18 protein-coding genes are annotated in these 18,608 nt (G+C 60.9%); 10 read left to right on the top strand and 8 right to left on the bottom strand.

The genetic code is table 11. The features are described from left to right. Nucleotides 1-356: 356 nt before the first annotated feature. On the bottom strand, nt 357-1,130 hold the full coding sequence (locus AC07UB_RS12745) for a DUF3108 domain-containing protein (protein ID WP_494653271.1): 774 nt from the start codon (nt 1,128-1,130) through the stop codon (nt 357-359). A gap of 460 nt (nt 1,131-1,590) precedes the next feature. Here AC07UB_RS12745 and rpmB point away from each other — a divergent pair, with 460 nt between their 5' ends. Further along, nucleotides 1,591-1,884, top strand: a complete 294-nt coding sequence (gene rpmB / locus AC07UB_RS12740) for a 50S ribosomal protein L28 (RefSeq protein WP_492791139.1) — start codon at nt 1,591-1,593, stop codon at nt 1,882-1,884. Between the two features lie 58 nt (nt 1,885-1,942). Here the strand turns inward: rpmB and AC07UB_RS12735 are convergent, their stop codons facing one another. Genes AC07UB_RS12735 through cobS form a run of 3 tightly spaced genes read right to left on the bottom strand, consistent with a single transcriptional unit; the run spans nt 1,943 to nt 5,903 of the window. Beyond that, a complete protein-coding gene (locus AC07UB_RS12735) occupies nt 1,943-2,968 on the bottom strand; it encodes an esterase-like activity of phytase family protein (RefSeq protein WP_492791140.1) in 1,026 nt (341 codons plus the stop codon). Nucleotides 2,969-2,971: 3 nt separating this feature from the next. Then, complete coding sequence (gene cobT, locus AC07UB_RS12730) at nt 2,972-4,870, bottom strand: cobaltochelatase subunit CobT (RefSeq protein ID WP_492791141.1); 1,899 nt, start codon at nt 4,868-4,870, stop codon at nt 2,972-2,974. A gap of 37 nt (nt 4,871-4,907) precedes the next feature. Then, nucleotides 4,908-5,903 carry a cobaltochelatase subunit CobS gene (gene cobS, locus AC07UB_RS12725; RefSeq protein WP_492791142.1) on the bottom strand — a complete coding sequence of 332 codons (996 nt, stop codon included), beginning with the start codon at nt 5,901-5,903 and terminating at the stop codon, nt 4,908-4,910. 299 nt (nt 5,904-6,202) lie between these two features. On the opposite strand from cobS, the gene AC07UB_RS12720 reads away from it, so the two are divergent. After that, a complete protein-coding gene (locus AC07UB_RS12720; protein ID WP_492791143.1) occupies nt 6,203-6,850 on the top strand; it encodes a DedA family protein in 648 nt (215 codons plus the stop codon). After that, nucleotides 6,847-7,347: a DUF1801 domain-containing protein gene (locus AC07UB_RS12715; protein WP_492791144.1), complete on the top strand. Its 501-nt coding sequence runs from the start codon at nt 6,847-6,849 to the stop codon at nt 7,345-7,347. Before AC07UB_RS12720 ends, AC07UB_RS12715 begins: the two co-directional genes overlap by 4 nt. Here AC07UB_RS12715 and AC07UB_RS12710 read toward each other — a convergent pair. Continuing rightward, nucleotides 7,319-7,972, bottom strand: a complete 654-nt coding sequence (locus AC07UB_RS12710) for a J domain-containing protein (RefSeq protein WP_492791145.1) — start codon at nt 7,970-7,972, stop codon at nt 7,319-7,321. The genes AC07UB_RS12715 and AC07UB_RS12710 overlap by 29 nt on opposite strands. 139 nt (nt 7,973-8,111) lie before the next feature. Here AC07UB_RS12710 and AC07UB_RS12705 point away from each other — a divergent pair, with 139 nt between their 5' ends. Beyond that, a complete protein-coding gene (locus tag AC07UB_RS12705) occupies nt 8,112-8,417 on the top strand; it encodes a BolA family protein (RefSeq protein ID WP_492791146.1) in 306 nt (101 codons plus the stop codon). A gap of 175 nt (nt 8,418-8,592) precedes the next feature. On the opposite strand, the gene AC07UB_RS12700 is transcribed toward AC07UB_RS12705, so the two are convergent. Genes AC07UB_RS12700 through AC07UB_RS12690 form a run of 3 tightly spaced genes read right to left on the bottom strand, consistent with a single transcriptional unit; the run spans nt 8,593 to nt 11,729 of the window. Then, on the bottom strand, nt 8,593-9,942 hold the full coding sequence (locus tag AC07UB_RS12700) for an HlyC/CorC family transporter (RefSeq protein ID WP_492791147.1): 1,350 nt from the start codon (nt 9,940-9,942) through the stop codon (nt 8,593-8,595). Nucleotides 9,943-9,966: 24 nt separating this feature from the next. Further along, nucleotides 9,967-11,109, bottom strand: coding sequence for a 3-dehydroquinate synthase (gene aroB, locus AC07UB_RS12695; RefSeq protein ID WP_492791148.1), 1,143 nt, complete (start codon nt 11,107-11,109; stop codon nt 9,967-9,969). Then, a complete protein-coding gene (locus AC07UB_RS12690; protein WP_492791149.1) occupies nt 11,106-11,729 on the bottom strand; it encodes a shikimate kinase in 624 nt (207 codons plus the stop codon). The genes aroB and AC07UB_RS12690 overlap by 4 nt, the downstream gene beginning before the upstream one ends. A gap of 189 nt (nt 11,730-11,918) precedes the next feature. On the opposite strand from AC07UB_RS12690, the gene AC07UB_RS12685 reads away from it, so the two are divergent. The 6 genes from AC07UB_RS12685 to AC07UB_RS12660 all read left to right on the top strand — a co-directional run bounded on the left by AC07UB_RS12685 (nt 11,919) and on the right by AC07UB_RS12660 (nt 18,602). Beyond that, nucleotides 11,919-12,065, top strand: coding sequence for a histidine kinase (locus AC07UB_RS12685; RefSeq protein WP_492791150.1), 147 nt, complete (start codon nt 11,919-11,921; stop codon nt 12,063-12,065). 14 nt (nt 12,066-12,079) lie between these two features. Further along, nucleotides 12,080-13,039, top strand: a complete 960-nt coding sequence (gene xerD, locus AC07UB_RS12680) for a site-specific tyrosine recombinase XerD (protein ID WP_492791151.1) — start codon at nt 12,080-12,082, stop codon at nt 13,037-13,039. A 166-nt stretch (nt 13,040-13,205) separates the two neighbouring features. Beyond that, nucleotides 13,206-14,168, top strand: coding sequence for an acetyl-CoA carboxylase carboxyltransferase subunit alpha (locus tag AC07UB_RS12675; RefSeq protein ID WP_492791152.1), 963 nt, complete (start codon nt 13,206-13,208; stop codon nt 14,166-14,168). 380 nt (nt 14,169-14,548) lie between these two features. Beyond that, nucleotides 14,549-16,006 (top strand): L,D-transpeptidase family protein, encoded by a 1,458-nt coding sequence (locus AC07UB_RS12670; protein WP_492791153.1) that lies wholly within the window; start codon nt 14,549-14,551, stop codon nt 16,004-16,006. Between the two features lie 128 nt (nt 16,007-16,134). Further along, nucleotides 16,135-17,505 (top strand): MBOAT family O-acyltransferase, encoded by a 1,371-nt coding sequence (locus AC07UB_RS12665; RefSeq protein ID WP_492791154.1) that lies wholly within the window; start codon nt 16,135-16,137, stop codon nt 17,503-17,505. Between the two features lie 11 nt (nt 17,506-17,516). Then, the gene (locus tag AC07UB_RS12660) at nt 17,517-18,602 is read left to right on the top strand and encodes a hypothetical protein (RefSeq protein ID WP_492791155.1); all 1,086 of its coding nucleotides are present in this window, start codon (nt 17,517-17,519) and stop codon (nt 18,600-18,602) included. Nucleotides 18,603-18,608 lie beyond the last annotated feature (6 nt).

Here is an 18,608-nt window from a genome sequence, read left to right as displayed (position 1 = left end):
CGCATGACGCACACGACGCGGACGCCGCAGCCAGTTTGAAGGAAGTGTCTCACAATGCGACGTTTTTCACGCCGCAACTTAAGGTTTGGAACGAGTAAGGAACGAAAGAAGCCCGAATCGCTGACTCGCGGTGTGTTTGGCTTTATTACCTCCACATGTCGCACAATCTGCTGACCAGCAATACTAGATGAGGTTTGAGGATACTCCGCGCCAGCAGCAAATGAGCTGAATTCGTTAAAACCGGAGTCGAATCGGATTGGCCGAAGAGTCAACCCGATTCACAAACAAGATTTGTCACGGGCGCGATTTGCCACCGGATCCTTGCGCCGGGCATGGCCGCAGACCGCCAGCCGGCTTCAGTTTGTTTTGGCCGTCTTCTGCACCGAGATGAACTCCGTCGCTTCGATCATGCCGGTGCCGAGCGGGGTCGGAATCGCAATCCGGTAAGGAACGAGCACGCGCGTTCCGGCGATCGGCGCAAACCATATCTCCATGTCGCGCTGAGCGGTGACGTACTTGATCGAGGCGCGATCGGGAACGTAGCCCGCGATCGGCGTGAAGTAGACCGCACAGACCACCACAGGGCCATGGTAGCCCTTCTCGGCCTTGACCGTTTCCATGCGCTTGTAGTCGAGACGCAGATCGTAGCGCATCCTGCCGTCGAAGACCGACATCGTCTTGTTGCGGCATGCCTCGGGACTGACCGGATCGCCCGTTCCCGCCACGCGCAGCAGCGAACCCGTCATCGGATCGAGGACATTGCGGCGATGCGCGTCGGTCAGCGGAATTCGTTCCGGATTTTCCGGCGGCTCCGGCTCGATGGCGGACTCTTTCACATTGCCGCCCGAGAGCGCGATGCGAATGATCTCGGCCTTCTTCCCGTAATTGATCGTCGAGATGTAGTTCAGCGGCGCGAACTGGCCGGCGGTGATGCGGCCTTGCGCCGTACCGGTGCCGTTGCCTCCGCCGATGGACTTCATCAGCCCTGTGGTGGCTCCGCTGACGGCTGCCGAATACTGGTCTTCGGAAACATCCACTACCCAGGCACCCTTGCCGATCGGCAGTCCGGCAAGCGAGGCTTCGTACTTGGCATCCAGCCGGCCCTGGGCACTGGCGGACCCGGCCGGCATGGCCGACCCGGCGCAAGCGAGCAGCGCGCCCAGCAGGAGAAGTTCAGACCGGGCTATCCAGGAGACTGACCGGGCGAACCTTGGGAACCAGGGCATATCCACTGACAAAAGTCCTGTTGGGCCAATATATCTGTAAGCAAGCAATTTCAGCCGGAACCATCGGTGCGGCGCAGAGGCCGCAAAAGGAATTTCCGAAGGCCCGCTGATACCCTGTCTGGTCAGGGATTACGTCGATTATATGTTAGGAAATCACTGGTTTGACGGGGAAAATCGCCATTCCTGCCCGGTGGCCGATCGCGTCCGCCATGGCCGGATAAACCGCCGAAATCGCCTCCCAACCTTGACGCTGGGCGGCTGGACCCTTATAGCTCCGGCGTTCCTGAAATGGACGGTTCCAAAACCCCACGCGACCCCTTCGGGTGGTCCGGGGCGACACAAGATTTCGCCAAAGGATTACACTATGTCTCGGCGCTGCGAATTGACGGCCAAGGGCCCTCAGGTTGGCCACAAGGTCAGCCACTCGAACCATAAGACCAAGCGCCGGTTTTTGCCGAACCTGTGCAACGTCACGCTGATCTCGGACTCGCTGGGCCGCTCGGTGCGCCTGCGCGTGTCGACCAACGCGCTGAAGACTGTCGATCATCGCGGCGGCCTCGATGCGTTCCTGACCAAGGCAAGCGCCGACGATCTGTCGCCGAAGGCGCTGGAGCTGAAGCGTCAGATCGAAAAGAAGAAGCTCGCCGCGGCGAGCTGATCTTTCGGCCGACAATCCGATTTTGAAAAGGCCGGGCGAAAGCCCGGCTTTTTCTGTTTTACGGATCGACCAGCGTGAATTGAAGCAACAGCGTGCGCTGGATCATCGAGAAATTATCGTCCGAGACCATGGTCAGGACAGTTTCGCCGTCTTCAGTGACATGCGCGTCGATGCCTTCCATGTTGTCGATCTCGTATCCGAGATCCACATCGAAGATCACCGGTCCGTCAATTACGGCGTCCGGAACAATGGACTTTATCGGCACGCGACGGATGCGAATGCCGACACCTTCGAGCAGCGAGAACTTTCGCTCCAGCAGCAACAGATCGCCGGACGGCAGCAAAACAGCGTCGCTGATGTCGAATTTTTTTGTCCGCGCCACCGTGAACTGGCCCGGCGTCGGGCCGCCGATCAGAAAGCCCTGAATGTTTCCCGCCGCATCCAGCCCCGCCTCTGAAATCGCAATCAGCGTGCCGCCGAGCGGCTGCCCCTTCGGCACGAACACCAGTGCCTCAAGGCCTCTGTTGAACGGCAGCTTGCCGACATCGGGCGGCACCGGCACAACCTGACCGCGCGAAAGAATACCGCCCTTGCTGAAATCGAACCGCAGGATCTGGTTGACGCGTTCAAGGCCCACATAAACCGTCGACCCGTCGAGCGCGAGCGACTCGCTGTCGAACCAGCCGCGTGTGGTAATTCTCTTGCCGTCGCTGTCGAGCATCGGCGCGGATTTCACATCGGCCAATCCGGCCAGGCGTTTGCCCCGATAGACAATCAGCCCTGTAAACCAGTGGCCCTTGTCACTGATGGTGATGAACCGCTCGCCTTTTTTATCAAGCCGCAACCCCGACAGACCACCGAAGCGCCGAAACGGGGACGTGAGAATAAGTCCGCTGCGAAACTCCAGCGAGCCATAACGGACATGAGACGGGTCACGGGGATCGAAAGACTGGATCGGACGCGCATTCACCTCGACGGAGGCCGATTGCGCCGTGGCAGATTCGGCTGTGAGCGCCATCATGCCGGCCGGAAGCACCGTCGCGGCATTCCTTAGAAAACGCCGTCGACTAAGTTTGCGGGTCATGTTTCAGGAATGAAGTCTGCGCCGGCGCGATGGCGACGACGATTCCACCTGGGTTTCGCTGAACAGTTCGGCCAGCTTCTCGGTGATCGCACCGCCGAGTTCTTCGGCGTCCACGATGGTCACCGCACGCCGGTAATAGCGCGTGACGTCGTGGCCGATGCCGATTGCGATCAATTCGACCGGCGAGCGGGTCTCGATCTCTTCGATGATATGGCGAAGATGCCGCTCGAGGTAATTGCCCGGATTGACCGACAGCGTGGAGTCATCGACCGGCGCGCCGTCAGAAATCATCATCAGGATCTTGCGCTGCTCGGAGCGCCCGAGCAGCCGCTTATGCGCCCAGTCGAGCGCCTCGCCGTCGATATTTTCCTTGAGCAGACCCTCGCGCATCATCAGCCCAAGATTTTTCCGCGCGCGACGCCATGGCGCATCGGCGGACTTGTAGATGATGTGCCGCAGGTCGTTGAGGCGGCCCGGATTGGCGGGCTTGCCTGCCGCCAGCCACGCCTCGCGCGACTGACCGCCCTTCCACGCCCGCGTGGTGAAGCCGAGAATCTCGACCTTGACGCCGCAGCGCTCCAGCGTCCGCGCCAGGATGTCGGCACATGTCGCCGCCACAGTGATCGGACGTCCGCGCATCGAGCCGGAATTATCGAGCAGCAAGGTCACCACCGTGTCGCGGAATGTCGCTTCCTTCTCGTGCATGAACGAGAGCGGATGATACGGATCGGTGACGACGCGCGACAGCCGCGCCGGATCGAGGATGCCTTCCTCGAGATCGAACTCCCAGGCGCGATTCTGCTGCGCCATCAATTTGCGCTGAAGACGGTTGGCCAGCCGCGCGACGATATGCTGCAAATGCGCGAGCTGCTTGTCGAGATAGCTGCGCAGCCGCTCCAGTTCGTCGTGCTCGCAAAGGTCTTCCGCCGAAACGACCTCGTCGAATTTCGGCGCGAAGGCATGATACTCCGGCCCGCGATGTTCGTTCGCGCCGCGACTGGGCGGACGCTGAGCCTCGCCGGGCGTTTCGTCGTCGCTCATCTCGTCGTCATCGAAGGCGTCGCTGGCGGACGCCTGCGCGCTTTCCATGGCGTTTTCCGACATTTCCTCGGTGGAGGACTGGGCCTGATCTGCGCTCATTTCCTCGCCGGAATCGCCTTCGGGAGAACCGTCCGCGCCGGACTGGTCTTTCTCGCCGTCGCGATTCTCGTCCTGATTGTCGTCCTCGTCCTGATCCGCGTTTCTGTCGTCGCCAAGCTCCAGCGCCTGCAGCAAGTCATGGATCGCGTCACCAAACCGCGACTGGTCCTCGGTAAAATTCTTGAGCACGTCGAGGCGCGGCCCGATCTTGTCTTCAAGAACAGGCCGCCACAGATCGACCATCTTGCGCGCGGCAACCGGCGGCGTGAGGCCAGTCAGGCGCTCGCGCACCAGCATCGCCAGCGCGTCGGCCAGCGGCGCGTCGGCGCGGTCGGTGATCTCGTCGTACTTGCCGCGATGAAAATGATCGTCGAGCATCGCGGTCAGGTTCTTGGCGACGCCGCTCATGCGTTTCGCGCCGATGGCCTCGACGCGGGCCTGTTCGACCGCGTCGAACACGCCTCGTGCCTGCGGATTGCCCGGCGCCAGCTTGCGATGAACCTTGGGATCGTGACAGGCCACGCGCAGCGCAATCGAATCCGCATGACCACGCACGATGGCAGCGTCCTTGCGGGTCAGCTTGCGTGCCGGTTCGGGCAGCCGCGCCTTGCCCGGCGACAGGCCCGGACGCTCCGCGGCGAACGTGACTTCAAGTTCAGGCTGCTTGGCGATGGCCCGCAATGCCGACGTCACCGCCCGCTTGAACGGCTCCGTTGGCGATTCCTTCGACCCGGTCCTGAACTTGGTATTGGACGTGCTCATAAAACCTTTCCTCCCCGATCACGGGGAGAGGCAAATCCTAGCTCAAGGCCACGTTGACTGCGCTCTCCGGCAGCTCCGCATTGAAGCAGCGCTGATAGAACTCAGCCACCAGCGGGCGCTCAAGCTCGTCGCATTTGTTCAGGAAGGTGACGCGGAAGGCAAAACCGAGATCGCCGAAAATCTCCGCGTTCTCCGCCCACGTGATCACGGTACGCGGCGACATGACGGTGGAGAGATCGCCGTTGGCGAAGGCGTTACGCGTCAGATCCGCAAGGCGAACCATCTTGTTGACGATGTCGCGGCCTGCGTCCGTGCGATAGTGCTTCGCCTTGGCAAGAACGATTTCGACTTCTTCATCGTGCGGCAGATAGTTCAGCGTGGTGACGATCGACCAGCGGTCCATCTGACCCTGGTTGATCTGCTGGGTGCCGTGATAGAGGCCCGAGGTGTCGCCCAGACCGATCGTGTTCGCGGTCGAAAACAGCCGGAACGCCGGATGCGGCTTGATGACCTTGTTCTGGTCGAGCAGCGTGAGGCGGCCGGACACTTCCAGCACGCGCTGAATCACGAACATCACGTCCGGACGGCCGGCGTCGTATTCGTCGAACACCAGCGCGATGTTGTGCTGAAGCGCCCACGGCAAAATGCCGTCACGGAATTCGGTGACCTGCTTGCCGTCGCGAACGACGATTGAATCCTTGCCGACGAGATCGATACGGCTGATGTGGCTGTCGAGATTGACGCGCACGCAGGGCCAGTTCAGCCGCGCCGCGACCTGCTCGATGTGGGTCGATTTACCGGTGCCGTGAAAACCGGTGACCATGACGCGGCGGTTCTTCGAGAATCCGGCGAGAATGGCAAGCGTGGTGGCGCGGTCGAAACGATAGTCCGAATCGATATCCGGTACATGCGGATCGCCATTGGAATAAGCGGGGACTTCGAGGTCACTGTCGATCCCGAAGACCTGACGAACAGACACCTTCATGTCAGGGAGGCCTGCGGGTTCCTGCGACTTGGTCATGGCGGCGGTCATCAATCCTCCGTGGTCCCGGATTCTCCCGGGGCCAGACGTGCTTGCTGCGGGTGGGGTGCGTGTTTCAACCTAGCAGACAGATGCGGATGGCAGAAGCCCGCCGGGCAACGAAAGTTCCATTGTCTTTTCATTGAGATAAGCCTTTTCCGCGCCTTTGGTAGGTCTGCCCTGCGATTGCCGCGAGGCAGACCGGATTCGCGCAGGGCGGAATTCGCCGGCTTGCGGCCCTTCGGTCGCTTTGATGCCGGGTTGCCCGGTGTATGTTGAAACCTCAGGAATCGCGCCAGCGCGGGGGTCGTGTGAGTTCGTATCTCAGTGAACTGATCGGCTTCGTATCGCTTCACAGCGAAATCGCCTACGGCGTGATCTTCCTGGCGGCGCTTCTGGAAGCCATCCCGATTCTCGGCTCGCTCATCCCCGGATCGACCGTCATTGTAGCCCTCAGCGCGCTGGTGCCCGGCGGCGGCCTCAAGCTTGCGCCGATCCTGACGGCGGCCATTCTCGGCGCGATCATCGGCGACGGGCTGGGCTACTGGATCGGTCACAAGAAACAGCGCGACGTGTTGTCGGCATGGCCAATGTCGAAATATCCCGCCGTCACTCAGCAAAGCGAAATGCTCTTCGAACGCTATGGGGCTTTCGCTGTCATCTTCGCGCGGTTCATTGCCCCCATACGTGCCGTGGTCCCCATGATCGCCGGTGTGCTGGGCATGCCACCGTGGCGATTTTTCCCCTTGAACATCATCGCCATTCTTTTCTGGGCGCCCGCGCATGTGCTGCCGGGCGTGCTGGCCGGCTCCGCCGCCGAGAAATGGGGCGCGAGGATCGAGCATTATGGATTGCCACTGGCCAGCGGCATCATCGCCATCGGATGCATCGTCCTCGCCGTGCAGGTCTGGCGCAGCCGCCGACGGATTCCCAGGTCCGATAGCGGAGGACTTTCGTGAAGCGAAGCACGGACCGCGGCGAGCCTTTCCACGACAAAAATGTCGCGAAGGTGTTTGCCGCCTATCCCGATCAAATCCGCGCCAGACTGATGGCCCTGCGCACGATCATCTTCGAGACCGCTGCACATCTCGACGGCGTGGGTCCGCTCGAAGAGACGCTGAAATGGGGCCAGCCCAGCTATCTCACCACCGCGTCCGGCAGCGGCAGCACCATCAGGATCGACAGCGTGAAATCGGAAGATGCGCGCGTGGCAATGTATTTCCATTGCCAGACCGATCTGGTCGCGACATTCCGCGAACTTTACCCGACGCAAATGGTGTATGGCGGCAACCGCAGCATCCTGTTCGACGCCGCAGCGAAAATTCCCGAAAAGGCGCTGCGCCACTGCATCGGGCTGGCGCTGACCTATCACGCGCGCAAAGCGGCGGGGAAAACGCGGGCGTCAAAAAACGCTAAAAAGCCTGAGGTCAGGACGCGCCGCGCACGACCGTCTTGAGATAGTTGTAGGCCTTGATGATCTCGATCAGGCGATCCTCGGTGGAGCGGTCGCCGCCATTGGCATCGGGATGATGCTGCTTCACCAGCATCTTGTACTTCGCTTTCACCGTCTCAAGCGTCGCATCGGGGCCGAGCCCCATCACAATCAACGCCTTCTTCTCGGCGTTGAAAATCTTGCGAGTCTCGGCCTTCGGCTCCTCGGTATTCGAGCCCGGACCCGGCCGCCATTTGCCGCGCCCGTTCAGTTCGCTGAACACATGGAAAGGATCGGACGCAGTGTCGAGATCGGGATTGGCTTTGCTTTTCTTGCCGCCGTTCGCGCCCATCTTCCACGTCGGACGATGGCCGGTCAGCGCATCCTTCTGGTAGCTGGCAACCGCGTCAGGCGCCATGCCCTGAAAGAAATTGTAGCCCTGATTGTATTCGCGAACGTGATTGAGACAGAAATGCCAGTACTCTTTCTCGTGGCCACGGCCCTTGGGCGCGCGATGCCCGCCCTTGTTCTTGCAGCCTGGCGCCTCGCACATCACAGCTTCCTCGCGCGCAGCAGCCTGCTGCTTCGCGCTCAGCTTGTTGGGCTTGATGCGGATGCTGTCGAAGAATTTGGATGAGTCGATAGCCATGGAATATCACGACGCCTTGTTGGGAGCTTCAGGTTTTGACGCGAATTTTCTCGGTCGCGGACTATACATCGCCGTGACGGTGAATCGCAATTGAAACGGTCATTGACCTGAACGAATAACGCGCGATATTGCGCAGATCATGACCGCAAAAGATCACATCACAAAGAAGTTGAGCGAAGCTTTCGCGCCGGAAAGCCTCGATGTCGCAGATGAATCCCATCTACACGAAGGCCACGCAGGCCACAGGCCGGGCGGCGAGACGCACTTTCGGGTTTATATTGTGTCGAAAGCGTTCGAAGGGAAGAGCCGGATCGACCGCCATCGGATGATAAATTCGGTACTGACGGCCGAACTGTCCGGTTCCGTCCACGCGCTGGCGATCCACGCACATGCGCCAGGAGAAAATGCCCGGCGTCCTGCCCCTGCGGAAGCCTGCAAGCACTGAGAGATTGCCGAGCCGCTAGTGATCCGGTTCTGACATTCGTATCATATCCTTCGTAGGCCCTTTTACGAATGTCAGAACCAAAGGATCACTAGAATTATAATTTGCTAGTGTCCTTTCGTATCCGACGTTCGTTCGGAAGGCGCTGCGGAGTGAATCGAACGTCGGATACGGGACACTAGAACGACGTTCCCGCCTTCGGCTTTTTCTCCGGCACGTCGCTTTCGCGCGGCAACGGCACGATTCGCAGCGCCGTGATGCGGTTTCGCTCGCGCCTGAGCACCCTGAACCGGAAACCGTGAAACGTGAAACTCTGGCCGCGATCCGGGATCGAGCGCGCCTCATGAATCACGAGACCCGCGATGGTGGTGGCTTCCTCGTCCGGCAGATGCCAGTCCATTGCGCGATTGAGATCGCGGATCGGCACCGAACCGTCGACGACGACAGAACCATCCGGCTGTGCACGGACACCTGCGACCACGACATCGTGCTCATCGGAAATATCGCCGACGATTTCTTCCAGAATGTCTTCCAGCGTCACCATGCCTTCGACCTCGCCGTACTCGTCCACCACGAGGGCGAAATGCGTCTTGCGGCGGCGGAACGCCTTGAGCTGTTCCGACAACGGCCGCATCTCGGGCACGAACCACGGCGTCAACGCGATGGCTGCGACATCGATCTTGGAGAGATCCCCGTCCGTCGTCCGGATAGCGCGAAGCAGATCCTTTGCGTGAAGGACGCCGATGATGTTCTCCGGCTTCTCGCGCCACAGCGGGATACGGGTGTATTCCGATTCGAGAATTCCACGGATGACCGCATCGGGCGGCCCGTCCGCGTTGACGCTGACCATCTTGGTGCGATGAACCATCACGTCGGATACCGCGAGGTCGCCAAAGCGGAAGACGTTCTGGATGTATTCGGCCTCGCCAATCTCCATTTTGCCGTGCTCGGCTGATTCCTCCACGAGCCCTTCGATTTCGGAGTCGGTGAGGATTTCGTTCTGCGACGATTCCTTCACGCCAAGCATCCGCAAAATTGCGCGCGACGCACCGTTCAGCAGCCAGTTCAGCGGATAAAGAACAAGATAAGATGCATACAGCGGATACGCGATCCATTGCGAGACCGGCACAGGCTGTCGAATCGCAAGCGTTTTCGGCACCTGCTCGCCGATGACGATATGCAACGAGGAGAACACCAGAAAGCCGGTCAGGAATGCCGTAAAATGCAAAGCGGATTCCGGCATCCCGAGCGGTTCGAGAACAGGCCGAAGCAACGCCGCGACAGTCGGCTCGCCAACCCAGCCCAGACCGAGTGAGGCCATGGTGATGCCGAGCTGGCAGCACGCGAGATAGGCCTCCATGTTGCCCATCATTTTCATCAGCAGGCGCGCGCCGAAACGGTTCTGCTCGGCCATGGCCTTGACGCGAAACCCGCGGCTTTTCACCAGCGCAAATTCCGCCGCCACATAAAATGCGTTGGCCGCGAGCAGAAGAATGGCGATGAGCAGGTTGACGACAGCTGAGTTCATGTTTGTCCCGCGACTGCGTCGTCGTTATCCCGATAATTTTTCTTGAAGGAAATCACGAACCGCGGACGGATCGACATCGTTGGCGATCACCGCCTTGCCGATCTTTTCCAGCAGGATGAACGTGAGACGTCCGCGCTTCACCTTCTTGTCCTGCGCCATCAGCGCCAGCAGCGCGTCGGCATCCGCGAGGCCTTCCTGCTGAAAGCCCGCGATGTCCTGCAAACGGGTCGGCAGGCCGACCGACGCAAGATGACGCTGCACACGCGCGGCATCCGATATGGGAAGCATATTCAGGTGCGCCGAAAACTCGGCGGCGAGTACCATGCCAACCGAGACGCCCTCGCCGTGGAACAGCCGGTCGGAGAAACCCGTCGCGGCCTCCAGCGCATGGCCGAAGGTGTGTCCGAGATTGAGCAAGGCGCGGTCGCCGGTTTCACGCTCGTCGCGCGCCACGATCTCCGCCTTGGCGCGACAACTGGCCGCGATGGCATGTTCGCGCGCAGTTCCGCCCGTGAAGATGCCCGAATGATTGGCTTCCAGCCAATCGAAAAATTCCAGATCGCCCAGCACGCCATATTTGGCGACTTCCGCGTAGCCGGCGCGAAACTGGCGCGGCGAAAGCGTATCGAGCACTGCCGTATCCGCAACCACCAGCACCGGCTGATGAAACGCTCCGACCAGATTCTTGCCGTGCGGTGAATTGATTCCGGTTTTTCCGCCCACCGACGAATCGACCTGCGCCAGCAGGGACGTCGGCACCTGCACGAAATCCACGCCGCGCCGGACGATTGATGCCGCGAACCCGGCCAGATCGCCGATCACGCCACCGCCAAGCGCAATCACCAGATCGTTGCGCTCGATCTTCGCCGCGATCAGCGCCTCGGACACCTCCTGCAACACCGCGTAGCTCTTGGATGCTTCGCCTTCGCCCACCACGATGCGCGACGATGCGATGCCAGCATCCGCGAGTGCGGCTTCGGTTTTGGCAAGCCAGTGCTTTGCGACGGTGCGATCGGTCACGATGGCCGTGCGAGCGCCGGGCCGCAGCGCGGCGATGCGATGGCCGAGCGACGGCAGCACATCGCGGCCGATGACAATGTCATAGGCGCGGTCGCCGAGGGCGACGTCGACGGTCACCGGATTTGCAGTCTTGATGGGAACGGTCATTTCGTTTCGCTTGCGGAATGTGAAGACGCGCCACCGGACAGAAGATAGGCATGAAGCGCGCTGATGGCTTCATCGACGATTTTCTCGTGCGGCACATCGCGCGACGCAATGGTGAGATCGGCTAACTGATAAAACGGACTGCGCTCGCCGATCAGCCGCTCGATGGTCGCAGCAGGATCGGCCGTTTGCAGCAGCGGCCTGTCGGCGCGGCGCTTGACCCGCTTCAGGATGACATCGCCGTCCGCCTGCAGCCAGACCGAGACGGCCTTGTCGCGAATCCGGTTGCGCGTCTCCTCGCGCATGAACGCACCGCCGCCGGTCGCGATCACGCAAGAGCCGCCCTCCAGCAGGCGCGCGATCACCCGCGCCTCACCGTCGCGAAAATACGGCTCACCGTGCTGGGCGAATATCTCGGAGACAGTCAGGCCCGCGTGTGCGATCTCGATTTCATGATCGGCATCCAGAAACGGGACGTGCAGCCGCGCGCCGAGCCTGCGTCCGATGGTCGATTTGCCCGATCCCATCATGCCGACAAGCACAACCGACCGGCCGCCCAGAGCCGCTACAATGTCGGTCTCCTGGGTCGCGCCGTCCTGATGTCTGGCCGCAGTCTCGGTCATCTTTAAGGGCTCGATTTGCCGCTGGTGCGGCTGATTGGCCACCTATACTACTCCTGCCGATCCCGTTGCCAGAGACTCTTGCCGAAACGGCGCGAACATGTTGGTACTTTGAACCGTTGAACCGCCGCGTTCTGCCGGTTAACGAGCTTTGGAGCCCGTACTTCAAAGGTTAATTCCGAGGCCATCTCGATGCCCAGCCTGTTTCGCTTCCTGACTGTCGTCGCGGTGATCGGCGGGCTGATCTATGGCGGTATTTTCGCGCTCGCCAATTTCGTTAATCCAAAGCCCCGTGAAATGACAGTCAGCGTTCCTCCCGATAAATTTCTCAAGAAATAGATCGGTGGGGGATCATGCCGACGGACAAATCCTCCGATGCCCGGCTGGCCAGCCTGTTCCTCGACATGCTCGCCGCGGAACAGGGCGCCGGCGGCAATACGCTCGACGCCTATCGCGGCGATCTCGAAGACCTGTCCGAATTCCTCGCGCGGCGTAATTCGACGTTCCGCGACGCGGACACTCAATTGCTGCGCGATTATCTGGCCGACCTCGACACCCGCGGATTCAAATCGTCGAGCGTGGCGCGCAAGCTGTCGTCGACACGGCACTTGTTCCGTTTTCTTTTGAGCGAGCGCGTGCGCACGGACGATCCGGCTGCGATTCTTTCCGGCCCAAAGCGCGGCCGCGCGCTGCCGAAAGTGCTGTCGATCGCCGATGTCGATCGTCTTCTGACGCACGCGAAGACCGCATCGGACATGCCGGAGCAGTCGCCGCTGCAAAAACTGCGCGCGTTGCGGCTCTCCTGCCTGCTCGAAATCCTCTATGCGACGGGACTTCGCGTCTCCGAACTGGTGGCGCTGCCGCTGTCGGCGGCGCGGCGCGATGCACGCATGATCGTCGTGCGCGGCAAAGGCAACAAGGAGCGGCTGGTTCCGCTCAACGAAACCTCGAAGCAGGCCATGGCGGTTTATCTCGCGGCGCTGGAGGACGTTCATCGCGAACAGAAGAAAAACTCCGCCGCCTCGAAATGGCTGTTTCCGTCATCGGGCGAAAGCGGACACCTGACGCGGCAACATTTCGCGCGCGACCTCAAGGAACTTGCGGGAGCCGCCGGCATTGCACAGCGGCTGGTCAGCCCGCACGTGCTGCGCCACGCATTCGCATCGCACCTGCTGCACAATGGAGCCGACCTGAGAATCGTCCAGACGCTGCTCGGCCACACGGATATTTCAACAACCCAGATCTATACCCATATCGTCGAGGAGCGGCTGAAGAGCCTGGTCCGCGATCTGCATCCGCTGGCGGACAAATGAACATTAAAAGAACCAGCAAAATCAGTGCTTTTCATCGCGGCGCTTGACTTGGGACCGCTTCTTGACTTGAAAGGCCTCCCAAGACTTCATCGACACTCCACCGCGATCGACCGAATCCATTTGCGCGCCTCTTCGCCTCAAGCGCGCCGTCCCCTATATTTGTCACATGCCGGACCTGATGCGTAGCTATCTGGATTTTGAAAAACCTGTTGCCGAGCTCGATGCCAAAGTGGACGAGCTGCGCGCGCTTGCCGCCAGCGGCAGCGACATCAGCGAGGAAGTATCACGCATCGAGGACAAGGCGTTGCAGGCGCTCGACGACCTCTATGCCAATCTGACACCCTGGCAGAAGACCCAGGTCGCGCGTCATCCGCTGCGGCCGCACTGCGTCGACTATATCAAGACGCTGATCACCGAGTTCACGCCACTCGCGGGCGACCGCAAGTTCGGCGACGACGATGCGCTGGTCGGTGGCTTTGGACGTTTCAGGGGCGAAAGCATTTGCGTCATCGGCCAGGAAAAGGGGTCGACCACCGAAACCCGGCTCAAGCACAATTTCGGCATGGCCAAGCCTGAAGGCTATCGAAAAGCCGTGCGGCTGATGGAAATGGCGGATCGTTTCAGCATTCCGGTGCTGTCGCTGGTGGACACCGCTGGCGCCTATCCCGGCATCGGCGCGGAGGAGCGCGGTCAGGCGGAAGCCATCGCGCGATCCACCGATGCGTGCCTCAATCTCGGCGTCCCCAACGTTGCCGTCGTCATCGGCGAGGGCGGGTCCGGCGGCGCGATCGCAATCGCAACTGCAAATCGCGTGCTGATGCTGGAACACGCGGTCTACAGCGTCATCTCGCCGGAGGGTGCTGCCTCGATTCTGTGGCGCGACCCGGCGAAGGCTCAGGAAGCCGCCACCAACCTCAAGATTACCGCGCAGGATCTCGCCCGCTTTGGCGTGATCGACACCATTCTCAAAGAACCTTCGGGCGGCGCGCACCGCGATCCAGGCGCCATGGTCGCGCGAACGGGCGACGCCATCGCCCAGGCCTTCAACGATCTGCGAAGCCTCGATTCCAAGGCGGTCCGCGACCAGCGCCGTCAGAAGTTTCTCGAGATCGGCCGCCGGCTCGGGTAGTGCGGCCGGGGGATCGCGGCCGGCTTACGTGATGGCCCGCCACATCGTGGCTTTTTCTGGACACACGCAGCCCGGCACCACGCCAATTTCGGCTGCATTTTGATTTACTTAGCGTTGACCATAAAGCGGTCCGGGCCCTCGGCCGCGGCCTGTTCAGCTTGCGACCGGGGCCCCTTAAGGATAATAATTGCTCAATTGCTCACGTACGTTTTTAGCCAAAAAGCGAACGCCGCTTTTACGACGAAAACACGTGCGGCCTGTTAGAGCGGCAGCGATTTCCGGCGGCCAACTGTGCGCCACTTTGCCGGAACATTGTTTGCCCTGAAGGTCGCCGGGTTAGCTGGAGTTTGGGGATTGCCAATCTGCCGCGGAGCTTTGCATTGATCGGCCGCACGCATGTCCGCGCGCTGATGACGTCGGCTGTGCTCGCGGCTGGCGTTTTGCTGTCCGCATGTAACGGCGACAGTCTTTCGACCGGCGCCAAGGCCAACCGCCCGATCCCCGAAAAGCTGGTCGCCGAAATCGAAGCCAAGAACATGGACAAGGCATCGCCGATGCTGGTCCGCCTGTTCAAGCAGGAAGCCGAACTCGAGGTCTGGAAGCAGGATCGCAGCGGCAAGTTCGCGCTGCTCAAGACCTATCCGATCTGCCGCTGGTCGGGCGATCTCGGCCCGAAGATCAAGGAAGGCGACCGGCAGGCTCCCGAAGGCTTCTACTCGATCACGCCGGCGCAGATGAATCCGACCTCGGCGTATTACCTGTCGTTCAACATGGGCTATCCCAATGCCTACGATAAGGCGTGGGGACGTACCGGCTCGCAGTTGATGGTTCACGGCGACTGCTCGTCGCGCGGCTGCTACGCGATGACCGACGAGCAGATTTCGGAAATTTATGCGCTCGGCCGCGAGTCGTTTTTCGGCGGCCAGAACGCATTTCAGGTGCAGGCCTATCCGTTCCGCATGACGGCGCAGAACATGGCCCGTCACCGCAACAATCCGAACATGCCGTTCTGGAAGATGATCAAGGAAGGCAACGATCACTTCGAGGTCACCAAGCAGGAGCCGAAGGTCGATTTCTGCGAGAAGAAATATGTCTTCGATGCAGAGAAGCCTGCCGGCGCGACCCGTCCGCTGGCGTTCAACGCATCCGCGCAGTGTCCGGCCTATCAGATCCCGGCCGATATTGCCGACGCCGTTCAGGACAAGCAGCGTCAGGACGACCAGAAAATCGCGCAGCTGATTTCCCGAGGCACCACGACGGCCCGTTCGCGCGCCGGCATCGACGGCGGTATGCATCCGGTGTTCGCATCCAAGCTGCCCGAAGGTGAAGCCGCGATCGACAAGGACGTCACCGATTATGCGGTCGCATCCTATCTGCCCGCGCCGGGAACAGTTCCTTCGCATGCGACCATTCCGAAGGCACCGGAAGCCGCGCCATCCTTCAGCTTCACCTCATCGAACAGCGAGCCGATGGTCGCGGTGCCCGCGTCGCGCAGCACGCCAGCCAATGCGAATGCCAGCGCCAACGAGGGCAGCTTCCTCAGCCGGCTGTCGCGCAGCGTCGGCCTGCGTGGGTCCGACCCTGAGCCCGCTCCGGCAAAGCCCGCCGTCACCGCAGCACCGAAGGCAAAATCCACCAGCCAGACCAAGGCCGCCAGCACGCCGCCGCGGGTGATTCCGCTCGAGCGCTCGCAGCAGGCACAGACCCCGCCGGCCAAGCCTGTCGTTGCTGCCCCCGCTCCCGCCGTAACCGCCCCGGCGTCGCAGCAATCGCTGGCCGGAGCCCAGCCGGCCGTGCCGGCAAATTCCTTCGACAGCCGCTGGTCGACGGTCCGCTAGACGCCGACCGCGGCAGACCTGCTTTACTTTCAGTCCGCGTTATCCCAATCAATGCAGATCAATTTGGCATTGCGGGCCAAGCGATGCCTCTCCGCTGGCGTCCGCCCCGCATGATCGATCGTTGCTAAATGCTGTTTCAGTCCCAGTTTTACATTCTCGTTTTCTTGCCGGTCGCCGTCACATTGTATTATGCGTGCGCGCGACATATCGCGCTCCGGCAATGGGTGTTGATCGGAATCTCGCTGTTCTTCTACGGATGGTGGGATATTCGCTTCATACCGCTGCTTGTCGGCCAGATCGCCATCACATGGCTGCTCGCCATCGTTCACGAGCGAACCGGAAAAAATGCGGTTCTTGCCGTCGGCGTCGTGCTCAACATCCTGTCGCTTGCGACATTCAAGTATCTGGACTTTCTGATCGGCCTGCTCGAATCCGCGACGGGTATCGATCTGCCGCGCTCTCATCTGGTTTTGCCGATCGGCATCAGCTTTTTCTCGTTCCAGTTGATTTCCTACCTCATCGACCGCATGCGCGGCGATGCGCCGATCTATTCGTTCCGTCCTTTCGCGCTTTTCGTTCTGTTGTTTCCCCATCTCATTGCCGGCCCGATCGTGCGGCACAACGAGTTGATCCCGCAGTTCGCACAGGATCCTCGTGGCGATGCCATGTGGACCAATATCGGCTCGGGCCTCGTCATATTCATTGTCGGTTTCGCAAAAAAAGTGCTGCTGGCGGACCCGCTCGCCAAGATTGCCGACCCGCTGTTCAGGCGCGTCGGCGATCACGTGCTGAGCTTCGGCGACGCGTGGACCGCGACTCTCGGGTTCTCACTGCAACTGTTTCTGGATTTCTCGGCCTATACCGAAATGGCGATCGGAACGGCGCTCCTGTTCGGCCTAGTGCTGCCCGAAAACTTCCTGCGCCCGTATCTGGCCTGCAACCTCCGCGACTTCTGGCAACGCTGGCATATTTCGCTGTCGAAATTCATTCGCGACTATCTCTACATCCCGCTGGGCGGCAGCCGTCACGGCTGGGCGCGCTATGTGGTCGCCACGCTTCTCAGCATGGGGATTTGCGGCTTGTGGCACGGCGCGGGATGGCCGTTCATCGTGTGGGGGCTCTGGCACGGAGTCGGGTTGATCGTCTGCCGGGCGTGGCAATCGCTGCGCAAGCCGATGCCTGCGGCGGCAGGCTGGCTGATCACGATTACTTTCGTGACTTTGGGCTGGGTGATTTTCCGCACCGATAGCTTCACGAGCGCAGTTTCGGTTTTCGGATCGCTGCTCGGCGCCAATGGTTTCAGCGGCACGCTCATGAGTCCCAAACTGATTCTCATTGCCGCGCTCGCGTCGGTTCTCATCCCGTCGGCCCACGAACTCCGGGACCGGCTGCTGCGGCCGTATCCTGCATTGGCATTTGTGAGTGCGGTGCTCGCAGTCTTCTGCGTGCTGGAAGTCGGCAAGGGCGCGCCGGTCAACTTCATCTACTTCCAGTTCTGACAGGAACCGCGATGTTGCAGCGCCTGCGAACCTCGATAGCCGGAAAGAACAGCCAGGTCTCATGGCGCAGCTTTGCGATCCGGCTGATGGTTACCTTCGCGGCGGGCATCGCCGGACTGTATGCCTTCGTGCTGCTGATCGACCCCTACAATGTCGTCCCGTTCTCGCTGCCGATCGAACGGCCTCTGGTGAGCATCAATCAGCGATACATGTATCCGCAGATTGTGCGGAGCGGACGGTTCGATTCCCTGGTTGTCGGAACATCGACGTCCCGTCTGCTCGATCCGGAAATCCTCAATGCGGAGTTTGGTGCAAAATTTGCCAACCTCGCGATGGATTCGGCGACGGCATGGGAACAGAAGACCATGGCCGATTACTTTATCGACCGTGCCGGAAAGCCGCGCGTCATGATCGTGGGCATCGATCAGGTCTGGTGCACGCCGGACGCCGACAGCAATCGCATTACGTTCCGGGGCTTTCCGGATTTCCTGTACGACGGCAGCAAGTGGAATGACTATCTCTACCTTCTGAATCTTGAAACCATCGAGATCGCAGGAAGACTGCTCGGCAACCGCCTGGGATTTTATCCGGCGCGCAGCCGCTACGACGGATTTCAGGTTTTCGTGCCGCCCGATGCAACTTACGACGCCGAGAAGGCACGCCGTAACCTGTGGGGAGGGTCTCCGCCGCGAACGTACGATACCGATGCGCCGCCGTTCCAGCTTTCACAAATGCAGCGCGACAAGCTCAGTTTTCCAGCGCTTCAATGGCTGGACGATCTGCTCGGCAAAGCCGGCGACGGTATAAAGATCGTTGCCTTCATGCCGGTTCATGTCGCAGCACAGCCTCTGCCCGCGAGCGAAGCGGCGGCTGTCGAGGCGCAGTGCAAGGCGCGCATTGTCGGAATCGCCGCACGACATGGCGCCAAGGTGATCGATTGGCGCTATCCTTCGCCGCTCACGCGGCAGGATTCGAATTACTGGGATCCGCTCCATTATCGCATCCCCGTCGCGCAACGCCTCGCCCGCGACATGAGCCTTGCCATTCGCGAAGGCCGCCCGTCGGCGGACGGCACCTACCGGTTGCCGCTGCAATAGCAGCGG

The sequence above is a fragment of the Afipia sp. GW821-FHT04G03 genome (genome assembly GCF_059419985.1).
This window is presented reverse-complemented; position numbering and strand designations above follow the sequence as displayed.

Bases quoted from the DNA above. Each gene is read 5' to 3' on its own strand.
- AC07UB_RS12735 (WP_492791140.1), bottom strand. From the start codon at position 2,968: ATGACCCGCAAACTTAGTCGACGGCGTTTTCTAAGGAATGCCGCGACG.
- AC07UB_RS12675 (WP_492791152.1), top strand. From the start codon at position 13,206: ATGCCGGACCTGATGCGTAGCTATCTGGATTTTGAAAAACCTGTTGCC.
- AC07UB_RS12700 (WP_492791147.1), bottom strand. From the start codon at position 9,942: ATGAACTCAGCTGTCGTCAACCTGCTCATCGCCATTCTTCTGCTCGCG.
- AC07UB_RS12665 (WP_492791154.1), top strand. From the start codon at position 16,135: ATGCTGTTTCAGTCCCAGTTTTACATTCTCGTTTTCTTGCCGGTCGCC.
- AC07UB_RS12710 (WP_492791145.1), bottom strand. From the start codon at position 7,972: ATGGCTATCGACTCATCCAAATTCTTCGACAGCATCCGCATCAAGCCC.
- AC07UB_RS12660 (WP_492791155.1), top strand. From the start codon at position 17,517: ATGTTGCAGCGCCTGCGAACCTCGATAGCCGGAAAGAACAGCCAGGTC.
- AC07UB_RS12685 (WP_492791150.1), top strand. From the start codon at position 11,919: ATGCCCAGCCTGTTTCGCTTCCTGACTGTCGTCGCGGTGATCGGCGGG.
- AC07UB_RS12745 (WP_494653271.1), bottom strand. From the start codon at position 1,130: ATGCCGGCCGGGTCCGCCAGTGCCCAGGGCCGGCTGGATGCCAAGTAC.
- cobS (WP_492791142.1), bottom strand. From the start codon at position 5,903: ATGACCGCCGCCATGACCAAGTCGCAGGAACCCGCAGGCCTCCCTGAC.
- AC07UB_RS12705 (WP_492791146.1), top strand. From the start codon at position 8,112: ATGACCGCAAAAGATCACATCACAAAGAAGTTGAGCGAAGCTTTCGCG.
- cobT (WP_492791141.1), bottom strand. From the start codon at position 4,870: ATGAGCACGTCCAATACCAAGTTCAGGACCGGGTCGAAGGAATCGCCA.
- rpmB (WP_492791139.1), top strand. From the start codon at position 1,591: ATGTCTCGGCGCTGCGAATTGACGGCCAAGGGCCCTCAGGTTGGCCAC.
- AC07UB_RS12690 (WP_492791149.1), bottom strand. From the start codon at position 11,729: ATGACCGAGACTGCGGCCAGACATCAGGACGGCGCGACCCAGGAGACC.
- aroB (WP_492791148.1), bottom strand. From the start codon at position 11,109: ATGACCGTTCCCATCAAGACTGCAAATCCGGTGACCGTCGACGTCGCC.
- xerD (WP_492791151.1), top strand. From the start codon at position 12,080: ATGCCGACGGACAAATCCTCCGATGCCCGGCTGGCCAGCCTGTTCCTC.